General features: G+C 32.3%; 18 protein-coding genes. 3 read left to right on the top strand and 15 right to left on the bottom strand.

Annotated elements, in window-relative coordinates:
* Positions 1-226: 226 nt before the first annotated feature.
* The 7 genes from ACQH1V_RS00125 to ACQH1V_RS00155 form a co-directional block, all read right to left on the bottom strand.
* The gene (locus tag ACQH1V_RS00125; RefSeq protein ID WP_094649151.1) at positions 227-1783 is read right to left on the bottom strand and encodes an acyl-CoA carboxylase subunit beta; all 1557 of its coding nucleotides are present in this window, start codon (positions 1781-1783) and stop codon (positions 227-229) included.
* 318 nt (positions 1784-2101) lie between these two features.
* The gene (locus tag ACQH1V_RS00130) at positions 2102-2965 is read right to left on the bottom strand and encodes a hypothetical protein (protein WP_425360425.1); all 864 of its coding nucleotides are present in this window, start codon (positions 2963-2965) and stop codon (positions 2102-2104) included.
* A gap of 33 nt (positions 2966-2998) precedes the next feature.
* Positions 2999-3991 (bottom strand): DUF3857 domain-containing protein, encoded by a 993-nt coding sequence (locus ACQH1V_RS00135; RefSeq protein WP_425360426.1) that lies wholly within the window; start codon positions 3989-3991, stop codon positions 2999-3001.
* Positions 3992-4117: 126 nt separating this feature from the next.
* Complete coding sequence (locus ACQH1V_RS00140) at positions 4118-5593, bottom strand: tetratricopeptide repeat protein (RefSeq protein ID WP_425360427.1); 1476 nt, start codon at positions 5591-5593, stop codon at positions 4118-4120.
* A gap of 44 nt (positions 5594-5637) precedes the next feature.
* Positions 5638-6378 (bottom strand): hypothetical protein, encoded by a 741-nt coding sequence (locus tag ACQH1V_RS00145; protein ID WP_425360428.1) that lies wholly within the window; start codon positions 6376-6378, stop codon positions 5638-5640.
* Positions 6379-6499: 121 nt separating this feature from the next.
* The gene (locus tag ACQH1V_RS00150) at positions 6500-7006 is read right to left on the bottom strand and encodes a nucleoside deaminase (protein WP_425360429.1); all 507 of its coding nucleotides are present in this window, start codon (positions 7004-7006) and stop codon (positions 6500-6502) included.
* Positions 6963-7871 (bottom strand): cation diffusion facilitator family transporter, encoded by a 909-nt coding sequence (locus tag ACQH1V_RS00155; protein WP_341748767.1) that lies wholly within the window; start codon positions 7869-7871, stop codon positions 6963-6965. Before ACQH1V_RS00155 ends, ACQH1V_RS00150 begins: the two co-directional genes overlap by 44 nt.
* Before the next feature lie 135 nt (positions 7872-8006).
* Here ACQH1V_RS00155 and ACQH1V_RS00160 point away from each other — a divergent pair, with 135 nt between their 5' ends.
* Together ACQH1V_RS00160 and ACQH1V_RS00165 are read left to right on the top strand one after the other, a co-directional pair.
* A complete protein-coding gene (locus ACQH1V_RS00160; RefSeq protein WP_341759114.1) occupies positions 8007-8477 on the top strand; it encodes an RT0821/Lpp0805 family surface protein in 471 nt (156 codons plus the stop codon).
* A gap of 93 nt (positions 8478-8570) precedes the next feature.
* The gene (locus tag ACQH1V_RS00165; RefSeq protein WP_094649157.1) at positions 8571-9290 is read left to right on the top strand and encodes a metal ABC transporter ATP-binding protein; all 720 of its coding nucleotides are present in this window, start codon (positions 8571-8573) and stop codon (positions 9288-9290) included.
* A gap of 226 nt (positions 9291-9516) precedes the next feature.
* Here the strand turns inward: ACQH1V_RS00165 and ACQH1V_RS00170 are convergent, their stop codons facing one another.
* The 8 genes from ACQH1V_RS00170 to ACQH1V_RS00205 all read right to left on the bottom strand — a co-directional run bounded on the left by ACQH1V_RS00170 (position 9517) and on the right by ACQH1V_RS00205 (position 17259).
* Entirely contained in the window at positions 9517-10056 is a 540-nt protein-coding gene (locus ACQH1V_RS00170) for an IS630 family transposase (protein ID WP_425360336.1), read from the bottom strand.
* On the bottom strand, positions 10050-10553 hold the full coding sequence (locus ACQH1V_RS00175) for a helix-turn-helix domain-containing protein (protein ID WP_425360337.1): 504 nt from the start codon (positions 10551-10553) through the stop codon (positions 10050-10052). The genes ACQH1V_RS00170 and ACQH1V_RS00175 overlap by 7 nt, the downstream gene beginning before the upstream one ends.
* Before the next feature lie 58 nt (positions 10554-10611).
* Positions 10612-11130 carry an IS630 family transposase gene (locus ACQH1V_RS00180; RefSeq protein WP_425360021.1) on the bottom strand — a complete coding sequence of 173 codons (519 nt, stop codon included), beginning with the start codon at positions 11128-11130 and terminating at the stop codon, positions 10612-10614.
* Entirely contained in the window at positions 11115-11465 is a 351-nt protein-coding gene (locus ACQH1V_RS00185; protein ID WP_425360020.1) for an IS630 transposase-related protein, read from the bottom strand. Before ACQH1V_RS00185 ends, ACQH1V_RS00180 begins: the two co-directional genes overlap by 16 nt.
* A gap of 188 nt (positions 11466-11653) precedes the next feature.
* Positions 11654-12778 (bottom strand): hypothetical protein, encoded by a 1125-nt coding sequence (locus tag ACQH1V_RS00190; RefSeq protein WP_425360430.1) that lies wholly within the window; start codon positions 12776-12778, stop codon positions 11654-11656.
* Between the two features lie 48 nt (positions 12779-12826).
* Positions 12827-14689: an ankyrin repeat domain-containing protein gene (locus ACQH1V_RS00195; protein ID WP_425360911.1), complete on the bottom strand. Its 1863-nt coding sequence runs from the start codon at positions 14687-14689 to the stop codon at positions 12827-12829.
* A gap of 45 nt (positions 14690-14734) precedes the next feature.
* On the bottom strand, positions 14735-15487 hold the full coding sequence (locus ACQH1V_RS00200; protein ID WP_425360912.1) for an IS5 family transposase: 753 nt from the start codon (positions 15485-15487) through the stop codon (positions 14735-14737).
* Positions 15488-15567: 80 nt separating this feature from the next.
* A complete protein-coding gene (locus ACQH1V_RS00205) occupies positions 15568-17259 on the bottom strand; it encodes an AAA family ATPase (protein WP_425360431.1) in 1692 nt (563 codons plus the stop codon).
* Between the two features lie 718 nt (positions 17260-17977).
* On the opposite strand from ACQH1V_RS00205, the gene ACQH1V_RS00210 reads away from it, so the two are divergent.
* The gene (locus tag ACQH1V_RS00210; RefSeq protein ID WP_425360432.1) at positions 17978-18745 is read left to right on the top strand and encodes a hypothetical protein; all 768 of its coding nucleotides are present in this window, start codon (positions 17978-17980) and stop codon (positions 18743-18745) included.
* Positions 18746-18753 lie beyond the last annotated feature (8 nt).

Consider the following 18753-nt stretch of genomic DNA (forward strand, 5'->3'; position numbering starts at 1 on the left):
TATTTTTTTGTGATGAATAAAAAAACCTGATCACCAAGCGTCATTGCGAGGAGACCGTAAGGTCAACGAAGCAATCCATTTCTAATCACTTTCCTGGATTGCTTCGTCGGTCTGGCAACCTCCTCGCAATTACATCTTATACTTTAACCTTTTTTCCGTGAACACTCACATTCAATCTACAACTGTAGTACTAGCATAATGCTAATCTGGTTTTTAGAAGAGCCTACTAAAGTGGTAAATTGTCATGTTTCTTCCATGGTAACTGTACTTTCTTGTTTTGAAGAAAGTTTAGTGCTTTACATATACGCCATCTAGTGTTTTGAGGTTTTATAATATCATCTAGATAACCTCTAGATGCTGCAACAAAAGGAGAAGTAACAGTATCTTTATATTCCTGAATCTTTTGCTTTTTTGATTCTGGGTCTTTACATTCTTCTTTAAATATTATTTCAGCAGCCCCCTCAGCTCCAAGTACTGCAATTTCTGAGTTGAGCCACGCATAATTAACATCACCTCGAAGATGCTTTGAGTTCATCACTATATAAGCTCCACCATAAGCTTTCCTAGTAATTATGGTAATTTTCGGTACAGTTGCTTCAGCGTACGCATATAATAATTTTGCTCCATGTTTGATAATTCCATTATGCTCTTGAGAGACACCAGGTAAAAAACCTGGTACGTCAACTAAAGTCACTATCGGAATATTAAATGCATCGCAAAAACGTACAAATCTTGCTGCCTTTCTTGATGCATTAATATCTAAACAGCCAGCTAAATGTAATGGTTGGTTCGCAACAAATCCTATAGACCTTCCTTCCATATAACCAAAGCCGGTTATAATGTTTTTAGCAAAATCTGGTTGCAACTCAAAAAAATCTCCTTCATCCACAATACGCTCAATTAATTCTTTCATATCGTAAGCTTTGTTTGGAATATTTGGGACTAAGGTGTTTAGAGACATATCAACTCGATCGGCTGGATCTTCAGTACGACGACATGGTAGTGGGCTACGATTTGATAGAGGTAAAAAATTAAAAAATCTTCTAGTTTCTAGAAGTAGTTCTATATCATTTTTAAAAGCAAAGTCAGCAACACCACTCTTGGTAGTATGCATTCTTGCCCCACCAAGCTGTTCCTGGGTTACTTCTTCGCCTGTAACAGTTTTAACTACCTCCGGTCCTGTTACAAACATATAGGAAGTATTTTTAACCATAAATATAAAATCTGTTAAAGCAGGAGAATACACAGCTCCTCCAGCACAAGGACCCATAATTAAGGTGATTTGTGGAATAATACCGGAAGCAATTACATTGCGTTGAAATAATTCACCATAACCAGCAAGAGCATCGACTCCTTCTTGGATTCTTGCCCCTCCTGAGTCATTTATCCCAATAACTGGGGCTCCTACCTCCAGAGCAGAATCGAGTATAGAGCATATTTTTTTAGCATGATACTCACCAAGGGAGCCACCGAATACCGTAAAATCTTGGCTATACACAAAAACTAACCTACCATTTATGGTACCATGTCCAGTTATTACAGCATCCCCTAGAAATTTCTTTTCTTCCATTCCGAAATTATCACATCTATGTTCAACGAACATTCTTGTTTCTTCAAAACTCTCAGGGTCTAGCAATGCTTCTATCCTTTCTCTGGCAGTAAGTTTACCTTTCTTATGTTGCAATGCAATTCTTTCCCCCCCTCCTCCTTGACGGGCGTTATTACGCTTTTCATCAAGAAAATCAGAGGAATTAGCAGAGGAATTTACAATATGTTGATTCATATATGGTTATTATAGTTCATTATAATCATAACTTGTAGTATAATAACAAAATGACGAAAAGATAGTAAAAATTTATCTAGATTAGAATAGATTTCTTGTACAACTCTACTTTACAGCTATCGAAAGTTATAGTCAGTTCAGGAGAAGTTGGGGACGTCGTCGCTCAATGCTCGCCTATTACTTATAGGCGTCGCTCCATCGCTCCTAGCCCCAAATTCTCCTGAATTGACTATAGAAGGTAGAGCTGATTTTAGATAGCTTTTCCGCTATAGTCAATTGATGAGTCTTACGTAGGACAAAAAAACAAAATAGCTCAGCTTACTCACCTAATATTATCGCAACTTGAGCAAATTCATTTTCTAACTTAGTTTTAAGATTTTTATACTGAGAAGTTTTTAATTCTTCCTGGGTAATCAAGCTCTTTTTTATGGTTATTATATCTGTGAATACAGTATCTTTATCCTGATATTTACATGATCTATTCACATATATCCAGGGAGTATCAATCTCAAAGTTTAATTTTTTACAATCTTTAACTATAATATTTTTGATAATCATATATTTCTTGTTAGTTTCAGGCATACCTATAAAGATGTCTGATATCTGGTCAGAAGCTGTATGGGTGATATCATCTGATCTATTAGACTTTGAAGTTAAAGCAACCCCCATATTTGTTTTAGAAATTCTATTTCTTTGCTGTAATGCATATTTGATTGTAATATCTTTAACAATACGAGAAGTAAGATCAGGTAATTCTAAGAATTTTTTGTCTTCTTCATTAAGATATTCTCCACTCAACCTACGGAAAGTAAAATCCTTTAACTGTTCAGTTGAATAATATAATCCCCAACCACTCATGCTTGATGCCACTTCTCCCTTCATATCAAACTGACCAGACAACTCTACAATATTATTTTTTATAACTAATTCCTCGCGTGATATAGCTTGTGAAGTTTCAGGCTGTATATTGGCAACTTTGGTATAACCAGCTTCTTGAGTATCTAAGACCAATGCTATTTTATTAGCAACATCTGGGAAAATTCCTTGTGCCATACTAACAAGATTTGTTGGATCAATCCAATATACTTTGCCATTTTTATTAGTTACTTTAAGCATCGCATGATTAAAATTCCCCATGTTAGGTAAGGCATCTGGATTAGAAAAATTAGTAATACCTCGCATTACAAAAATAGGTTGAACTTTATAATCAAGTTTTTACAAGATAGCAGCAGTACTTGCAGAAAAATCTTTACAATCACCAATTTGCGAACTGGCTACTTTTTCTAAATCTCTAGGAAAGAAACGACCTGATACAATTCGCCAATCACCCATATATTGGATTTTTTCATTTAATGCAGAAGTGACAAAATTAATTTTTTCTTCGTCGGTATTCTTGTCTGCAGCAGATTCGGCTATATTCATGAAAATTGCAGGGAGTGGTTGGTTAATTACACTAGAATACCCAGGAGCAAGTTGTTTAGCCAAGTCTTGCCATTTGGTTAAACTTGACAAGGATACCCAAGTAGTATGCTTAATATTTAATATAGCATGACTTGGTTCATTTGTTAGGTTATCGTAAGCAGGCTTTGCTAAGATAATCTCTGCCGAATGAAAATCACTCTCAGCATCTTTAATAACTTTTAATACGCCTTTTGGATCATTTACTTTAATGTTTAGAGGTAATTTAGAATTGATCTTAGTATGACTTGCCTGCACATAACCTCTCCTACTAAGAAATAAACTAGTACCATAAAAATTATCTACAGGAACTTTTGTTTCAACATGCTTATATTTTAAATATATTTCTGCTCCAAGTTCTGCTTTAGGAAATGATATGGTTATTTGTCTTAATTGATCAAAACCTTTACCAAAAAAGGCTAGTGGTTTATCCTCAATCATATCTTTAGTGACTATATATTCTTGTCCATTATAAATAGTTTTAGCTTCTAATATAGAAATTGCAGAACTATTTTCATTATAAGTCAAGCGATATTGGGAAAAATCATTGCGTCCTGATTCTTTTAGTATTTTTGCATGCATTTCTGTTATTACTTCAGAAGTGCCATCTTGGTTAATATTAATATCTTTATTATAAAATTTAAACTCAATAGGGGCATCTTCATAGCTACTCCACCTAGCTTGAGCGGTATGGTTTATTAAAAATACTAATAATATGAGGTGAAGAAAAGATTTTAAATAACTCATCATAATAATCTATATAAAAACTTTAGTTGTTACCTGTAAAAAAATTTGATAAATCAAACTTTAATTTATGTATTATAGTAACAAAAATTATAAAGCTTAGCAAGATAAAAAAACAAAAAACTGCCTAATCTATTTTTCTTTTGCCCATAAATCCATATTATATTTTTTACAATACTTAAACATAGAGACCGTATTGGAGTGATTTATGCCAAACTCTTTTACTTGCTGATTACCAAAAAATTTATAACTAGATAAGTCTTTTGCTTTACATGATGCTTTAGCTCCTTGATTATATAAGTAGCTAACATGTGCCACATTTTTACGATTATCCCTATATAAATAATGATATACGGTATAAGCTTTATTATAGGACTCTATTGCGGCTTTTACGTTATCTTGAGCAAATAAAATATCACCTTGTATTACATAACTAGCTGCTAAACTTGGATCTTCTGAATAATCTGCATCTTTAGGATTCCTACGCTCATCAGCTAGAAATATGTCAATAGCCTTATTAACATGCTCTGAGGCTTGGTCTACTTTACCCATCCCTAATTCACTTTTTGCCATTTGGGTATAAATACGACCAAATATTTCGTGTTCTTCACTTTTTACCGGTTTATGCATGTCATATAATTGCTGAGCTTGAACATAAGCTTCTGGATATTTACCCAAAAAATTTAGTATTTCTGCTTTAAGTATGTAAGGAATGGTAAGGTGTAGGTCTTTAATATTAAATCCATTTTTCACCACTACATCAATAGATTTATTGATGTAATCTAAAGATTCCTGATATCTACCTTTAATAAAAAATAATTTTGCCTTTAAATAATATATTATAAATATATCAGATTCTTGTACACCTTGTGTAAATAATACCTCCATTTTTTTTAAATTTTCCTCAATAGCTTTTACATTTCCTAAAGATCCCTCAATCCCCGCAATGTGTGAATTAAGATTAAATTTTAAAAAAACATACTCTTCACCAAGGGTATCTAAAATGTTTAATGCTCTAGTGAAATAAGAAATGGCTATTTCAAAATTTGCTAATGACATCCTATTATACACTCCTATTAACCCTAAATATCTAGCGTAACAATATTTTTGGTATTCGGACATTTGCCAAAGCTTAAAGTCACCTTTTTTATCTTTTTGTTCCAACCAATCAATCATTTGTCTTTCTTTATGTATATTTTGAGTATTGACGTATATAACAAACAGTTCAGCTCTTAGATCAAGCATTGAATATATGTTAATATTATATTTTTTAGAACTTTTTAGCAGAGCTTCTAAATTTTCAGGAATAGTTTTTGCGGTTCTCAATAAATGCCCTATCTGTGAACCTTTAGGCTTAGGTAACTTTAAAATAATATCTTCTAATAATATTTTATTATTTCTATTTCCGCTTATCTCCCTTATTTTCTGAGCAATAACATCATGCATTTCAAAGATAGGATTAGTTTCATGAGAATCAATATTAGATATTAAGGCAAATTTAGATAGTTGATAAAGATCATCATCCAGAGTATTAGGATCATCAGTGATAATTTTTAAAAGTTCTTTCGAAAAACCTTGATTATTTATTAAGGCTATTTTATTTAGCAAATTTTTAGCATTTGGCTTTAATTCCTTGATAGCTAATGTAATATTTAATTTAATTTTGTCTGTTGATTGATGAATTTTTTCTTATATTCGACTTTATCTAAACCTTTTACATTATTTAATAATTGTGCCCCTTGTACTATCATGATAGGATAACCAGCAAACTCTTTGTTCAAGAATTTTGCTAATTTGGAATTATGATTTTCTAGAATATTATTAGCAAGGGTAATTGCATCATTTTTTCCAAAAGCAGTCATTTTGACTATACTCGATAGTATTTCACTATATTGAGAGCAAAATATAACATGTCCATTATGTTCCCAATCAACGAATTCTTTAACTTTCTTATTTTTATTTACTTTTAGATTATCAAATATTAGTAACCATTTATCTTGATTTGATAAATAGTTCATTAGTTCTTTTCGGACTAATCTTATATCTTCTGATATTAGATTAGATTTAGCAGTACTATTAATAACTTTTGCTAGCTTTAGTAGTTCTTGATTAATATCTAAATTACAGTCAATAAACCAAATAAGCTTATAGTTATTTTGATTTTCATAACAATACATTCTAGCAAGTTGGGTTTTTCCCATGCCACTAGTTCCTACTATACTTGCTTGTCGATATTTAATTAAGTTATTTGTAAGCAAAGCTAGTTGTTTAACATGATCGACAAAATAAGTAACTGGTGCAACAAAATTAGATAACTGGTTAGCTATTTGTTGTTGAGCTAATGAGTTAAGAGGCATTATTAATAATATTAATAGTATCAAATATTTATTCATTGTATTTTGCTAATAAAAGGTTTCAGAAAAGTTGCATTACTATCTTTATTTTGCTCATGTACATTATATATTATACATTATTATGAGGATTTTGCCTCCATCCTTTCATACAATATTAAGATTAGGGATTACATTTTTGATATCTTACCTTGTAAAAAAACTCCTTGATTAGATTTTCAGAAATTTTTGCCGAAAAGCCACTATATATTTCAGGGCGGTAAAAACAAGATTTGCTATTAAAGAAACGTCCACCATTTTCAATCGCCCCCTGTTTTGGATCATTTGCCGCATAAAATAATCTACCTATTCTAGCGAAAGATATTGCCCCAGAACACATAACGCATGGCTCTAAAGTAACATACATATCACAATCTGATAAATTTTTACTAGATAGAATCTGACAAGATTGATTTATCGCTACAATTTCAGCATGCAATACCGGATTTTTGGTTTGCTCAACAATATTATGAGCCTTTGCAATAACTTTGTTAGTTATTCTATTGACTATAATAGCCCCTACTGGAATTTCATTTTTATCTAAAGCAAATTGTGCTTGCTTTAGAGCTTCCTCCATAAAAAAATTGTTAAATTCTGTTGATCTTTTCACGGTAATTAACTTTTTCTTCATAACCATATGGATCTAGATGAATAATTATTTCTGCCCCTGGAAACTCTAATAGCAATGCACTACAAATTTGATCACTATGATAATGAGAATTATATAATGACATATCTGCATCCATTTCTATGTGACATTGTATAAACGGCTTACTTGCAGCATATCTAGTTTTCATTTCATGGATGCCTTTTACTTCTTTAAAGCTACTAATTATTGATATAATTTTTCTTCTATCTTTTTCTGGTAACTCTTCATCAATAAGATTTTTTAAAGCTTTTCTGAACAAAGCATAAGAAGCGTATATTATGTACAATGAAATAGCTATACCAAATAATGAATCTATAAACCAAAAACGAGTAGTTAAGTTTATAGAAAAGATTACCGCAATATTTGTTAGTAAGTCTGTAAAATAATGTAATTTATCTACTTTTATTATTTCCGAACTAGTCTTTTTTATCACATAAGTTTGATAAGCTACCAAAATAAAAGTTAGTATAATACACAAATACATTACATTGATACCAGACTCTATATTGCTTGGAACAGATTTATCAATAAGAGATTTTATCGAAGAGAAACAAATAAATAAACCAGAAACACAAAAGAATACTGATTGTGAAAAAATTGCTAAATCTTGGATTTTTTCATGCCCAAATCTATGGTGATAATCAGGGGGTTGCAGTGCAAAACGAATAGCAATCAAATTAATAAAAGACGATGAAATATCAAGTATAGCATCAATTAAAGATGCTAAAATAGACTGAGAATCAGTCACAATCCATCCATAAGATTTAATAAATAAGATGAATGCAGCTAAAATAAAAGATACATAAGATGCCGATTTAATTAAATTTTGATGCTCTGAAGTCGTCATATAAAATTTCAATTGTTTTATAATATAAAATACATTATTATCCAGCTAGTGTACTATAGTCAAGAGGTGTATCAAATTTAACGATACTTAATAAGATTTTTTGTATATCTTTAATTTAAAATTATATGGTTTTTTATGAATTTAACATTCAAAATTACGGCAATTATTTTGGCAACAACAATGTTGTACGGCTGTTCTGGCATGAATAAACAAGGTGGTGGAACATTAATTGGCGGTGTAGCTGGTGGGCTTTTAGGATCTCAATTTGGCAAAGGCACAGGACAACTTGTAGCAACTGGTGCAGGTGTTCTAATTGGGGCACTTGTTGGCGGTCATATTGGTCAAACTATGGATGAGAATGACAGAAAATTGGCACAATTAAGCTCTCAAAAAGCATTGGAGACTGGCTCTAGTGGTCAAAGTGTAGAGTGGCGTAATCCGGATAGTGGTAATTACGGATATGTAACACCAGAAAGAGCTTTTAAAAACAATCAAGGGCAATATTGTCGTGAGTATACTCAAACCGTCGTTGTCGGTGGTAAGCAGGAGAAAGCTTATGGCCAAGCTTGTCGTAAACCAGATGGGCAGTGGGAAATTGTTAAATAGACTATCATAAATTTAGCAACACATCGTCATTGCTTCGTCGATCTACGATCTTCCTTGCAATGACGCCATTTGTAAAGTTTCGCAAGGATTCTAATGCCTATTTCTAAATCAGAAGATACTATATTAATAAAGTTCAGTAATGTATCTAAGCAATTTGGCAAAAAAATTCCCCTTACCAATATTAATTTTACTATCAAAAAAGGCGAAGTAACGACTTTAATTGGTCCAAATGGTGCTGGCAAAACAACAATAGCTAGGTTAATCTTAGGTTTAGATCGCCCTTCCTCTGGTAACATAATAATTCACCCTAATCTAAAAATTGGCTATGTCCCTCAAAGATTAGATTTTGCTTCAGATTTACCAATTACAGCTGAAAATTTTTTGTATTTATTAGCTTCAAATAGTACTAACAAGGATTGGCAAGAATTGAGCAATTTTATTGATTTTGATAATTATAAGCATCACGATATTTCTGAGCTTTCTGGTGGTCAATTTCAGAAGTTAATGCTAACTGCTAGCTTACTGAACAATCCTGATCTAATTATTTTAGATGAACCAACTCAATCATTAGATGTTACTAGCCAACAAGAATTTTACCGAATCATTAATCAAATAAAAAAACGTCTAAATATTACAATTTTTATGATCTCACATGATTTATTTACGGTAATGAAAAATTCCGACCAAGTAATATGTTTAAATGGTCATATCTGCTGTAGTGGCAAACCAAATGATTTAGCAGAAAACCAAGAATTCCTAAATACCTTGTCAGCAATTGGTTTTTACGTCCATCATCATGACCATAAACATTAGACCTTATATCACATTTTCAAGATATAAGGTCTAATGAAAAAATAAGCAATATTGCAAAAATAATGAAAACAGCTATTAGTGGAGCAAAAAAATCTGTTATATTTATAGATATAACCTAATTTGGAATAACTTATTATATCGAATTCAGGCTAAACATTATACTTATTGCAAATAATCTTAGCTGGTGTAATACCAATTGAAACAATTAACGCGGTATATTAATCTACTATCTATACATAATTAATTTTACTAAAGTTACATTTTTACTAAGTTGATTCCAGGCATAGCAAGCATTAGCAACGATATCTTCGTATACACCGTAACATTGATTAGATAGGAAGTGATTTTTGATCCACTGCCAAATTTGTTCCATCGCATTTAATTCCGGTGCGTATGGCGGAAGCGGTACCAAGGTAATGTTACTTGGAATAATTAATTTTTTCGCTGCATGCCACCCGGCATTATCTGTTAATAATGCAACATGCCTACCAGAATCAATAGTCAAAGAAAATTCATCTAAGAACTTATTCATTGAATCAGTATTGGTATATGGTAAAATTAACGCAAAAGATTCGCCCGTATCATGGCAAGCAGCCCCATAGATGTATGTTGAGATAAATTGTTGTTGCCTTACTTTCCTAGGTCTGCTCCCACGTTTAGCCCATATGCGACTTAAACTACCTTGCTGCCCAATTCGAGTTTCATCCTGTGACCAAATGTCAACCTTACTCCAATCAATATCTTTTGGTAATAATACTTTTAGCATATTGGCGAAGTTTTTTTATATGTATTTTGAGTTGCTTGATTAGATTTTGGGTGTATTGAACGAGAAGTAATCCAGCTAAAACCAAGTCGATGTATAGTGTTATAAACTGTTTTTAAACTACATTTAATACCATATGTTTCAAATAACATATTATGTAATTCCTTTCCTGTTATATAACCACCTGTCTTACTTTCACTCAACATATTTATTTTATCAGACAGAAAAGATTCTTGTAAGCTATTGAATTTTCTAAACGCACCACTCCTATGTGATTCAAATAATCCATCAAAGCTAGAGTTTCTAAATCTTCTAAGCCAAGATTGTACTGTTTTCCAGTGCGATCCAACTATTATCGATACAGTTTTCAATGACTTGCCTGATTGCAGGTGATGCATTGCTAATAAGCGTATGCGATTTCTTCCGTGCGACTCTTTTTTCATTAGGCATATGAAATCATGCTCATGAAAACCTTTTGGTAATATTAATGTTCTTGCCATTTTACTACCTGCTCAAGTTTATATTCCCATATTATAATATATAGTTAAACCCATAAAATTAGGTGACAAAGAACATAGTAATAATTTCAAATAATTTGCTGGTTTCTGTTACCTTATTTTTAATCCATCGTTTCATATTAGCCCAAAACTTCTCTATGGGATTTAAGTCTGGTGAATATGGCGGTAAAAAAATAAGCTTGCAACCAACTGATTCTATTAATTCCTTTGTTTTCTTTGATTTATGGAAACTAGCATTATCCATCACTACAACTTGTCCTGCTTTTAACTCTTTAATTAAAAACTTCTCAACCCAATTATTAAATAACTCTGTATTGCACGTTCCATTAAAAACAAAAGGAGCTATTGATTGATTGTTTACCAAGCCAGCTATGATATTAGTTCTTTGATAGTGTTTCCCACTCTTCTTTCCAATCAGTAATTCTCCTGTTTTACTCCAGCCTCTATCTTGGCAAATACCTGTATCTATACCGCTTTCATCAATATGCACTATTTGCCCTTTATCATATTTATTGATCTCTTCTAAATATTCAGCTCGTCTGTCTACACTTGACTCCATGTAGGTAAAGGTTTTTTTTTATAACTAAAACCTAGCTGTTTTAATATCCTTCCAGTTTGAGACCTCGCAATTCCAAACTCTTTACCAATATCTTGTAATCTCATATTTGGATTATTTCTTACAAAATTTGCTAACTTTTGCTTATCAACTTTACTTTTAAAACCTACTCTAGCTTTTGCTAATATCGTTCCTTCCTTTCTCTTCCTTACGTTCCAGCGACTAATTGTATTTTTATGTATATCGAATATCTTGGCAGCCGCTCTTTGACTATTACCTTTTTCTATATAACTTATTACTTTTTTTCTTAAATCTTTACTATATGGGCTTGTTGACATTTTTTCTCTTATTTATACCATATAATGTCATCTAATTCAACGGGTTTAACTATACCTCCTTAACTATTTCAATTGGTATTACCCTTATGATGTGATATTTCACGGGAACTTCTTGATCCAGAAAAACCCATCCATGTGTTATGACTCTTAAGTGATATTTCAAATCCCATACTTTTTTTCAAAAATTACTAAAGATTGTTATGATCAATATCAAATAAATAGTCATCTTGGCTTCCAAGCATTTCTACACTATTTGGGACACTGCCTTCTTTTTTTGCAAACATATTTACAATATATTGTGCTGTTGTATCTTCTTTATCAAATTTTAAAACTTGTTCTGCATGTATTTTGGCAAGAGCAAATTTTTGGTCAACCAAATAACAACTAACTAATGCACAGCGATATCCAACAGATTGCTCTTCAGGAAAACTCTGCACTAATACTGTTAAAAATTCTTCCCCTTGCTTACTATCTTCTTGTACTTCCAATAAATTTTTAATAAGAGTATCTGCTATAAACTTTAATTCTTCTAATGTTTTTGCATTTTGATTTTTAATATCGCTATTTAATAAAGCCTCTTTAATAGGTTTATATGCTTTCTCATACTGCTTTAAGTTTATAAAATACTCAGCTTCTGCTTTGTAAATTTCAAATTTTTCTTGCTTAATTATTGATGGTTTTTTGATAGCTTTGGCTTGCTCAAGACATGCTAAGGCTAATACATACTCATGCTCATTACTAAACTCTTTAACCAATTGGGTTATAGCCTCCCATTTAGTTTGTATAGCACTACTATTTGCAAAATTAATGCTTAAGGCTTTATCGGTAAAGTTGATTATTATTTCTAGGAGTTTTGCATTAGTATCATTACCAGGAGCTTTTTCTAAATCCAGTTGTTCTAAAATTTTCCTGGCTTTATTTGCAAAAAGCTCGTCTATCAAAAAGTCAAGGTTTTTGTGATTATCGATTATTTTACTATATTTTTCTAATGCAACACTATACTGTTGTGCTTCAAAATCACGATTAGCTAACTTAATGGCTTTTGCCGCCTTCATATAGTCTTCAGCTATAATTTTACCTAAATCCTGTACTATCTTAAACTTATTGTAGGCTTCACTATTACCTGATTTTAATAGCTTTTTACCTTCTTTATAAGCACGTTCAACTTCAATAGCTTTTTTTTCTTCTACTGTGTGTCTTTCTTCAATTATGTCTTCTACTTGTTTTTTTAGTACACGAATTTCTTCACTATTATTATTAGCTAAAGCTTGTTGAAAAAATTCTAGAGCTTGTTCATATTGTTTTGATTCCATACAATCTTGACCTTTTGCTATATAAACTTCAGTCTGATGTTTTGCAAGTTACTTTTCAGCATTAAGTTTGATATTATTAGCATTAATATTTGATGGATTAAGTTTTAAGGCTTCATCTATAAAATTGATTACTTCCTTTAGTAGAGCTTTTACAGTAGTAGTATATGTTGTTTTTTCAGTTTGTTTTTGCAATTTATTGCTTAACCAATCTAAAACTTTTTGAGATTTTTCTACAAAGAAATCAGCTCCTAAAAAACTAGCAGTTTTCTTATAATAATTTAATGCTTCGCTATATTCTCGCTTATCAAAGTGACCGTTACCATCCTTAATACCTTTTGCCAGTTGAATATATTCTTTATACTTCTCTACTTGCTCATTTAATTTATGAGCTTCCTTAAATTTGCTATGAGCTTTATTTTGTAATTCACTATTATTTGATTTTAATAGCTCTTTACCTTCCTTGTAGGCATTTCTGGCACTACAAATTTCTGCAGCTTTTCTTATTTGTTCTCTTGCCTCCTTTTCTCCAGGTAGCTCAGCTACCTTCAAAAAATTTACTACCTCAGTACGATTATTTTGTATTGCACAATGTAAAGGAGTCTTACCATCTTTATCCTTAATATCAAGAGTAGCCCCCTTATTTACTAGAAATTTTACTGTCTCAGTATATCCACCACCTGCTGCCAAATGTAAAGAAGTATTACCATAACACGTGTCTCTAACATCAATACTACCCCCCTTATCTACTAGAAATTGCACCGTTTTAGTATGTCCATTTTGTGCTGCATAATGTAAAGGAGCCTTACCATCTTTACAATTCAGATCAAGAGTAGCTCCCTTATCTACTAGTAATTTTACTACCTCAGTATCCCCTTTTTCTGCTGCATAATGTAAAGGAGCTTTACCATCCTTACCCTTCATATCAATAGTAGCTCCCTTATCTACTAGAAATTTTACTATCTTAATATGTCCACTACATGCTGCCAAATGTAAAAGAGTGTTTCCATCCTCACCCTTCATATCAAGAGTAGCTCTGTTATCTATTAGCAATTTTACTATTTCAGTCTGTCCATTTTGTACTGCACAATGTAAAGGAATGTTCCCAGAATTATTTTTACTGTCAATTTTAGCTCCTTTATCTACTAGCAATTTTACTGTTTCAGTCTGTCCTTTTTGTGCTGCCCAATGTAAAGGAGTATTACCATTATTATCCTTAATATCAACAATAGCTCCTTTATCTACTAACGATTTTACTGTTTCAGTCTGCCCTTTTTGTACTGCCAAATGTAAAGGAGTCCAACCAGAATTATCTTTACTGTCAATTTCAGCTCCCTTATCTACTAGAAACTGTATTGTTTCAGTATGTCCATTTTGTGCTGCCAAATGTAAAGGAGTCCAACCAGAATTATCTTTACTGTCAATTTCAGCTCCCTTATCTACTAGAAATTTTACTGTTTCAGTATGTCCACTATATGCTGCCAAATGTAAAGGAGTCCAACTAACCTTATTTTTACTGTCAATTTCAGCTCCCTTATCTACTAGCAATTTTACTACCTCAGTATGTCCACTATATGCTGCCAAATCTAAAGGAGTACAACCAGAATTATCTTTACTCTCAATTTCAGCTCCTTTATCTGCTAGAAATTTTACTGTTTCAGTATGTCCACTATATGCTGCCCAATGTAAAGAAGCTTCCCCAGAATTACCTTTACTCTCAATACTGGCTCCCTTATCTACTAGCAATTTTACTGTTTCAGTACGTCCTCTTTCTGCTGCCCAATGTAAAGGAGTCTTACCATAATTATCTTTACTCTCAATATCAGCTCTCTTATCTACTAGCAATTTTACTGCTTCAGTCTGTCCATTTTTTGCTGCCAAATGTAAAGAAGTATTACCATTATTATCCTTAATATCAACAGTAGCTCCCTTATCTACTAGGTTCTGTTGACAAAATTTTTAACGTAACCATATTAAAGCTCCAACAAAATTTAGAAAGGCTAAAAAGGTGGCTGGGGCTTTATCAAACCTAGAAAATATACGCCTAAAATGTTTGATTTTACCAAAGAAACATTCAATTAAATGGCGTTCTTTATAAATATGTTTATCATATTCACGTTGTACTTTACGATTAGATTTTGGTGGGATAACAACCTCGCACCCCTTATTTTCTAAGCTTTCTACAAACGCACTACTATCATATCCTTTATCACCTATCACCGTCGTATTCTGAACATCTTTAGTAAGATTTTCAGCCTGAGTGATATCATTTCTTTGCCCAGCAGTTAGTATAAACTTCAGTGGGTTACCCAATGCATCAACGAGGGCATGAATTTTAGTACTAAAACCACCTTTGCTTCTACCTAAAGCTGCTTCCTCTTGATTACCTTTAATATATCCAGATGAGCAAGCATGTGCTCTTACAATAGTTGCATCAATCATCATTGATTCCATATCTACATCTACTTTAACATGATCCATTAAAGCTTCCCATATACCTTTGTCAACCCATCTCTTAAATCTGCGATAAACACTGTACCAACAACCATAATAATCAGCCAGAAGACGCCATTGACAACCTGTTCTAGCAATAAACCATATTGCTTCAATAAACTGTCTTATTTTTTCCTCATTCTTGTTGTGTATAGCTTTTTTTTTCTTAAAAAATGATAAAATTGCTTCCCATGCTTGGTCTTCTATGTAATACTTCATATCGGTAGTTTCTTGGTTTCGATAACTAGAAACTACCATTTCTTCTTACTATTGCAACTTCTTTATTCTACTCTGATAACTTAACATAAAATTTTGTCAACAGAACCTAGAGTATCAGGAGATTTGCATATTTTATATTCAATAATAATAGCATTATTCTGCTTCCCAGCCTTAGGTAGCAATATAATATCAGCTCTACCACTGCCTGTTTCTCTCTCACTATCTATGACATAGCCAGGAGATAAAGTGTTAATCAAACCTAGCATAAAACCACTATAAAATAGCTCGGCTTTTTTCTCGCCAGTTTGATGAAAACTAGTAGCGTTTAGTAATAACTCTTGTAATTTCTCTTTAAATTCTTCTATTTTGCCTGCCGGCAGCAAACTAGCAAAAGAATAATATAAAGAACTATCCATTTGTAACTTGCTACTCACCCATTGTAATAGCCTGGTTTCATATATATATTCTACTTCCTTATTAGGCACTGATAATTCGTAGATATCTTTTGCAGGTTCGATAGCTGTTGGGTTTAGATAACCACTAAATAGCAACAGACTAAATAACCCACTTCGCGTATTAATATCGCTGAAACTGATTTGTTTGGTAATAGGTGCGATGATACTTTTACCGCTAGCTAATTGTTGGATATCAATTTGTATTTCATCTGATAACAATGCTTTATCAACAAGCCCAGTGCCACCGCTATCAAGCCAATAATGATCAAGCTTACCTCTAGTATCTAGGCATAACATAATTGACCATGGATTATAAATTACCTCACCACCAAAACTATAGCCATTATACCAAGCTTTAATTTTTTCAGGACTTGTGTCAAGTGGTACTTTGGTTAATAACTCATCAACCTCTGCTTGAGTGAAACCATAAAACTTAGCAAATTTTTCATCTAGCAGAGTATATTCACGAACATTATTCAAATCCGAAAATAAATTAGCTTTAGCAACCCGTAATATGCCAGTTATTAGCCCTTTTTCTAAATAAGGATTAGTTTTTAAACTACTGCCAAACATTCCGCGGAATATTTTTAGTACATCATCAAATTCTTTTAATTTATCACCAAATTCAATGTATGAACTATTGATCGGCGTATCGTATTCATCGATCAATATATAAACTTTTTGACCAAAATGTTTGTACAGTACTTCACTCAAAACCCGTAAACTATCTTTTAAGTCTTCCTTATCAAGTTTTCCTGTAAAATATCGATTTAACTTTTCCTTTTGTGCATCATCTAGTAATTTTTCATCTGTTGTTATATAACGCTTTAAGTATCGATGGTTTGTAAATAAATTAGTTACTTGATTTTTTATCCCATTTTCAATTTCTTGGTAATTACTGCCTTTAACATCCTTAAAATTTATGGAAATAACTGGATAATTACCTTGCTGAGCCATGGCATATTCATTGCCGTTAATCTTTAAAGGCTCTAAAGTTCTTTTTCCCTTAATGCCTAAATCGATTTCTCCACCGGTAAATAGCTTGTTATTTACTCTATCTTCTGTAGGTAAAGGAACGCCATTTTGATCCACCTCTATCTCAAAAAATTTCTGTAGCATGTTCATATTCAAACTTTTACCCCAACGCCTTGGTCTGGTAATTAGGATGACATCTCCACTATCTGCCAATAACTCTTTAATCATTAAGCTTTTATCAACAAATACTTTGCTATTAAGCAATAATTTCTTAAAATCATCAGTACCAACTAGCATGGTTGGTTGATCATCAACATTATTTTTATTTTTTCCTTCTATCATTGTTTTCACTTGTTCCTTTCAACTATAATATCCATTATACTACTTTTTTATTGTCCACTAATAGCTAATTAGCAAAATTTTTATAATTTTTTGTTTTTTTATAGTGAATTAACCTGAATTAACACCCTGTACGATATAATTATGCAGCCTTAGAAAATGTTATAATTTCAGTGCCGTTGGTAGTTGTTATGTGCAACTCTGCTTTATATCTTGTAACTTGTTAAATTTGATAGTAACTTTTCTCATATAAATCCCCTGTAGTATCTGTATTTCAAGGGAATTATTATACCATAAAAAATCACAATTTGCATCATATTTCGTGATATTTTTACATCGTGTTTTTTATTGCATAATTACCACTAAATTTGATATTTCACAAATTTCTTTAAAAATCACTTTACATATTAAAATATATTAATATTATACAAAGCATATTAGACTTTAATAGTAAAGATTACTTTATTATACCATAGAATAGGACTCATGTGAGTCTAAAGAACGTCATTGCGAGAAGGCGTAAGCCGACGAAGCAATCCATTTTTATGTCATCCCTGCTTCGGTGCGGGATCTATAATATTTCATGGTTTTTTGGACATTATTTTAGATCCCGCACCGAAGCAGGGATGACACAAAACAGGCTTGCTTCGTCACCGCTAAGCAGCTCCTTGCAACGACATCATACTAATCTAGTTAACTATAAATTAAAGAGAGAAAAAAAATGCCATTAGAACAAGTTATTATACAACAAATAACTACTAACTCTATTACTAATCTTGAGCTTAATAATAAACAGATAGACGATGCTAAAGCGAAGGAGCTAGCAGAAGCCTTAAAGGATAATCACTCTATTACTAATCTTTATATTCAAAATAACCAGATAGGAGATGCTGGAGTACAGGCTATAGCAGAAGCCTTAAAGACTAATCACACTATTACTCAGCTTTACCTTCGTAATAACCAAATAGGAGATGCTGGAGCCCAGGCTCTAGCAGAAGCCTTAAAGGTTAATAAAGCTATTACTCATTTTTACATTGATTCTAACCCGATAGGACCTGTGGGAGTGAGGTATCTAGCAGACGCCTTAAAGATCAATAAATCTATTATTAGTTTTGGCACTGTTTTTAATAATATAGGAGATATTGTAAAGAAAGAGATAGAAACAGCCCTACAGATTAATCAAAACTTTCCTGCAGAAGCCAAAAAAGAGGCTCTAGCAAAACAAATAGCCGAACAGGCAAAGCAAAAAGAGGATGAAAGACTTGCGAAGGAGGCAAAGATTAGAGAGCAAGAGGAAGCTGAGGCAGCCAAAGAAGCAGCTAGATTAAAAGCTATAGAGGAGGCAAAGCAGCAAGAAGCTGAAAGACTTGAGCAGGAAGCAAAGCTTAAAGAACAAGAGGAGGTTAAGGCAGCCAAAGAAGCGGCTAGATTAATACCAAATCACTATCTATTTAATAATATAGATGCTATAGTGTGTTATTTAAGATAGTATAGTGT

Origin of the sequence: Candidatus Tisiphia endosymbiont of Ceraclea dissimilis, from assembly GCF_964030735.1 — a bacterium.
GTDB lineage: Bacteria > Pseudomonadota > Alphaproteobacteria > Rickettsiales > Rickettsiaceae > Tisiphia.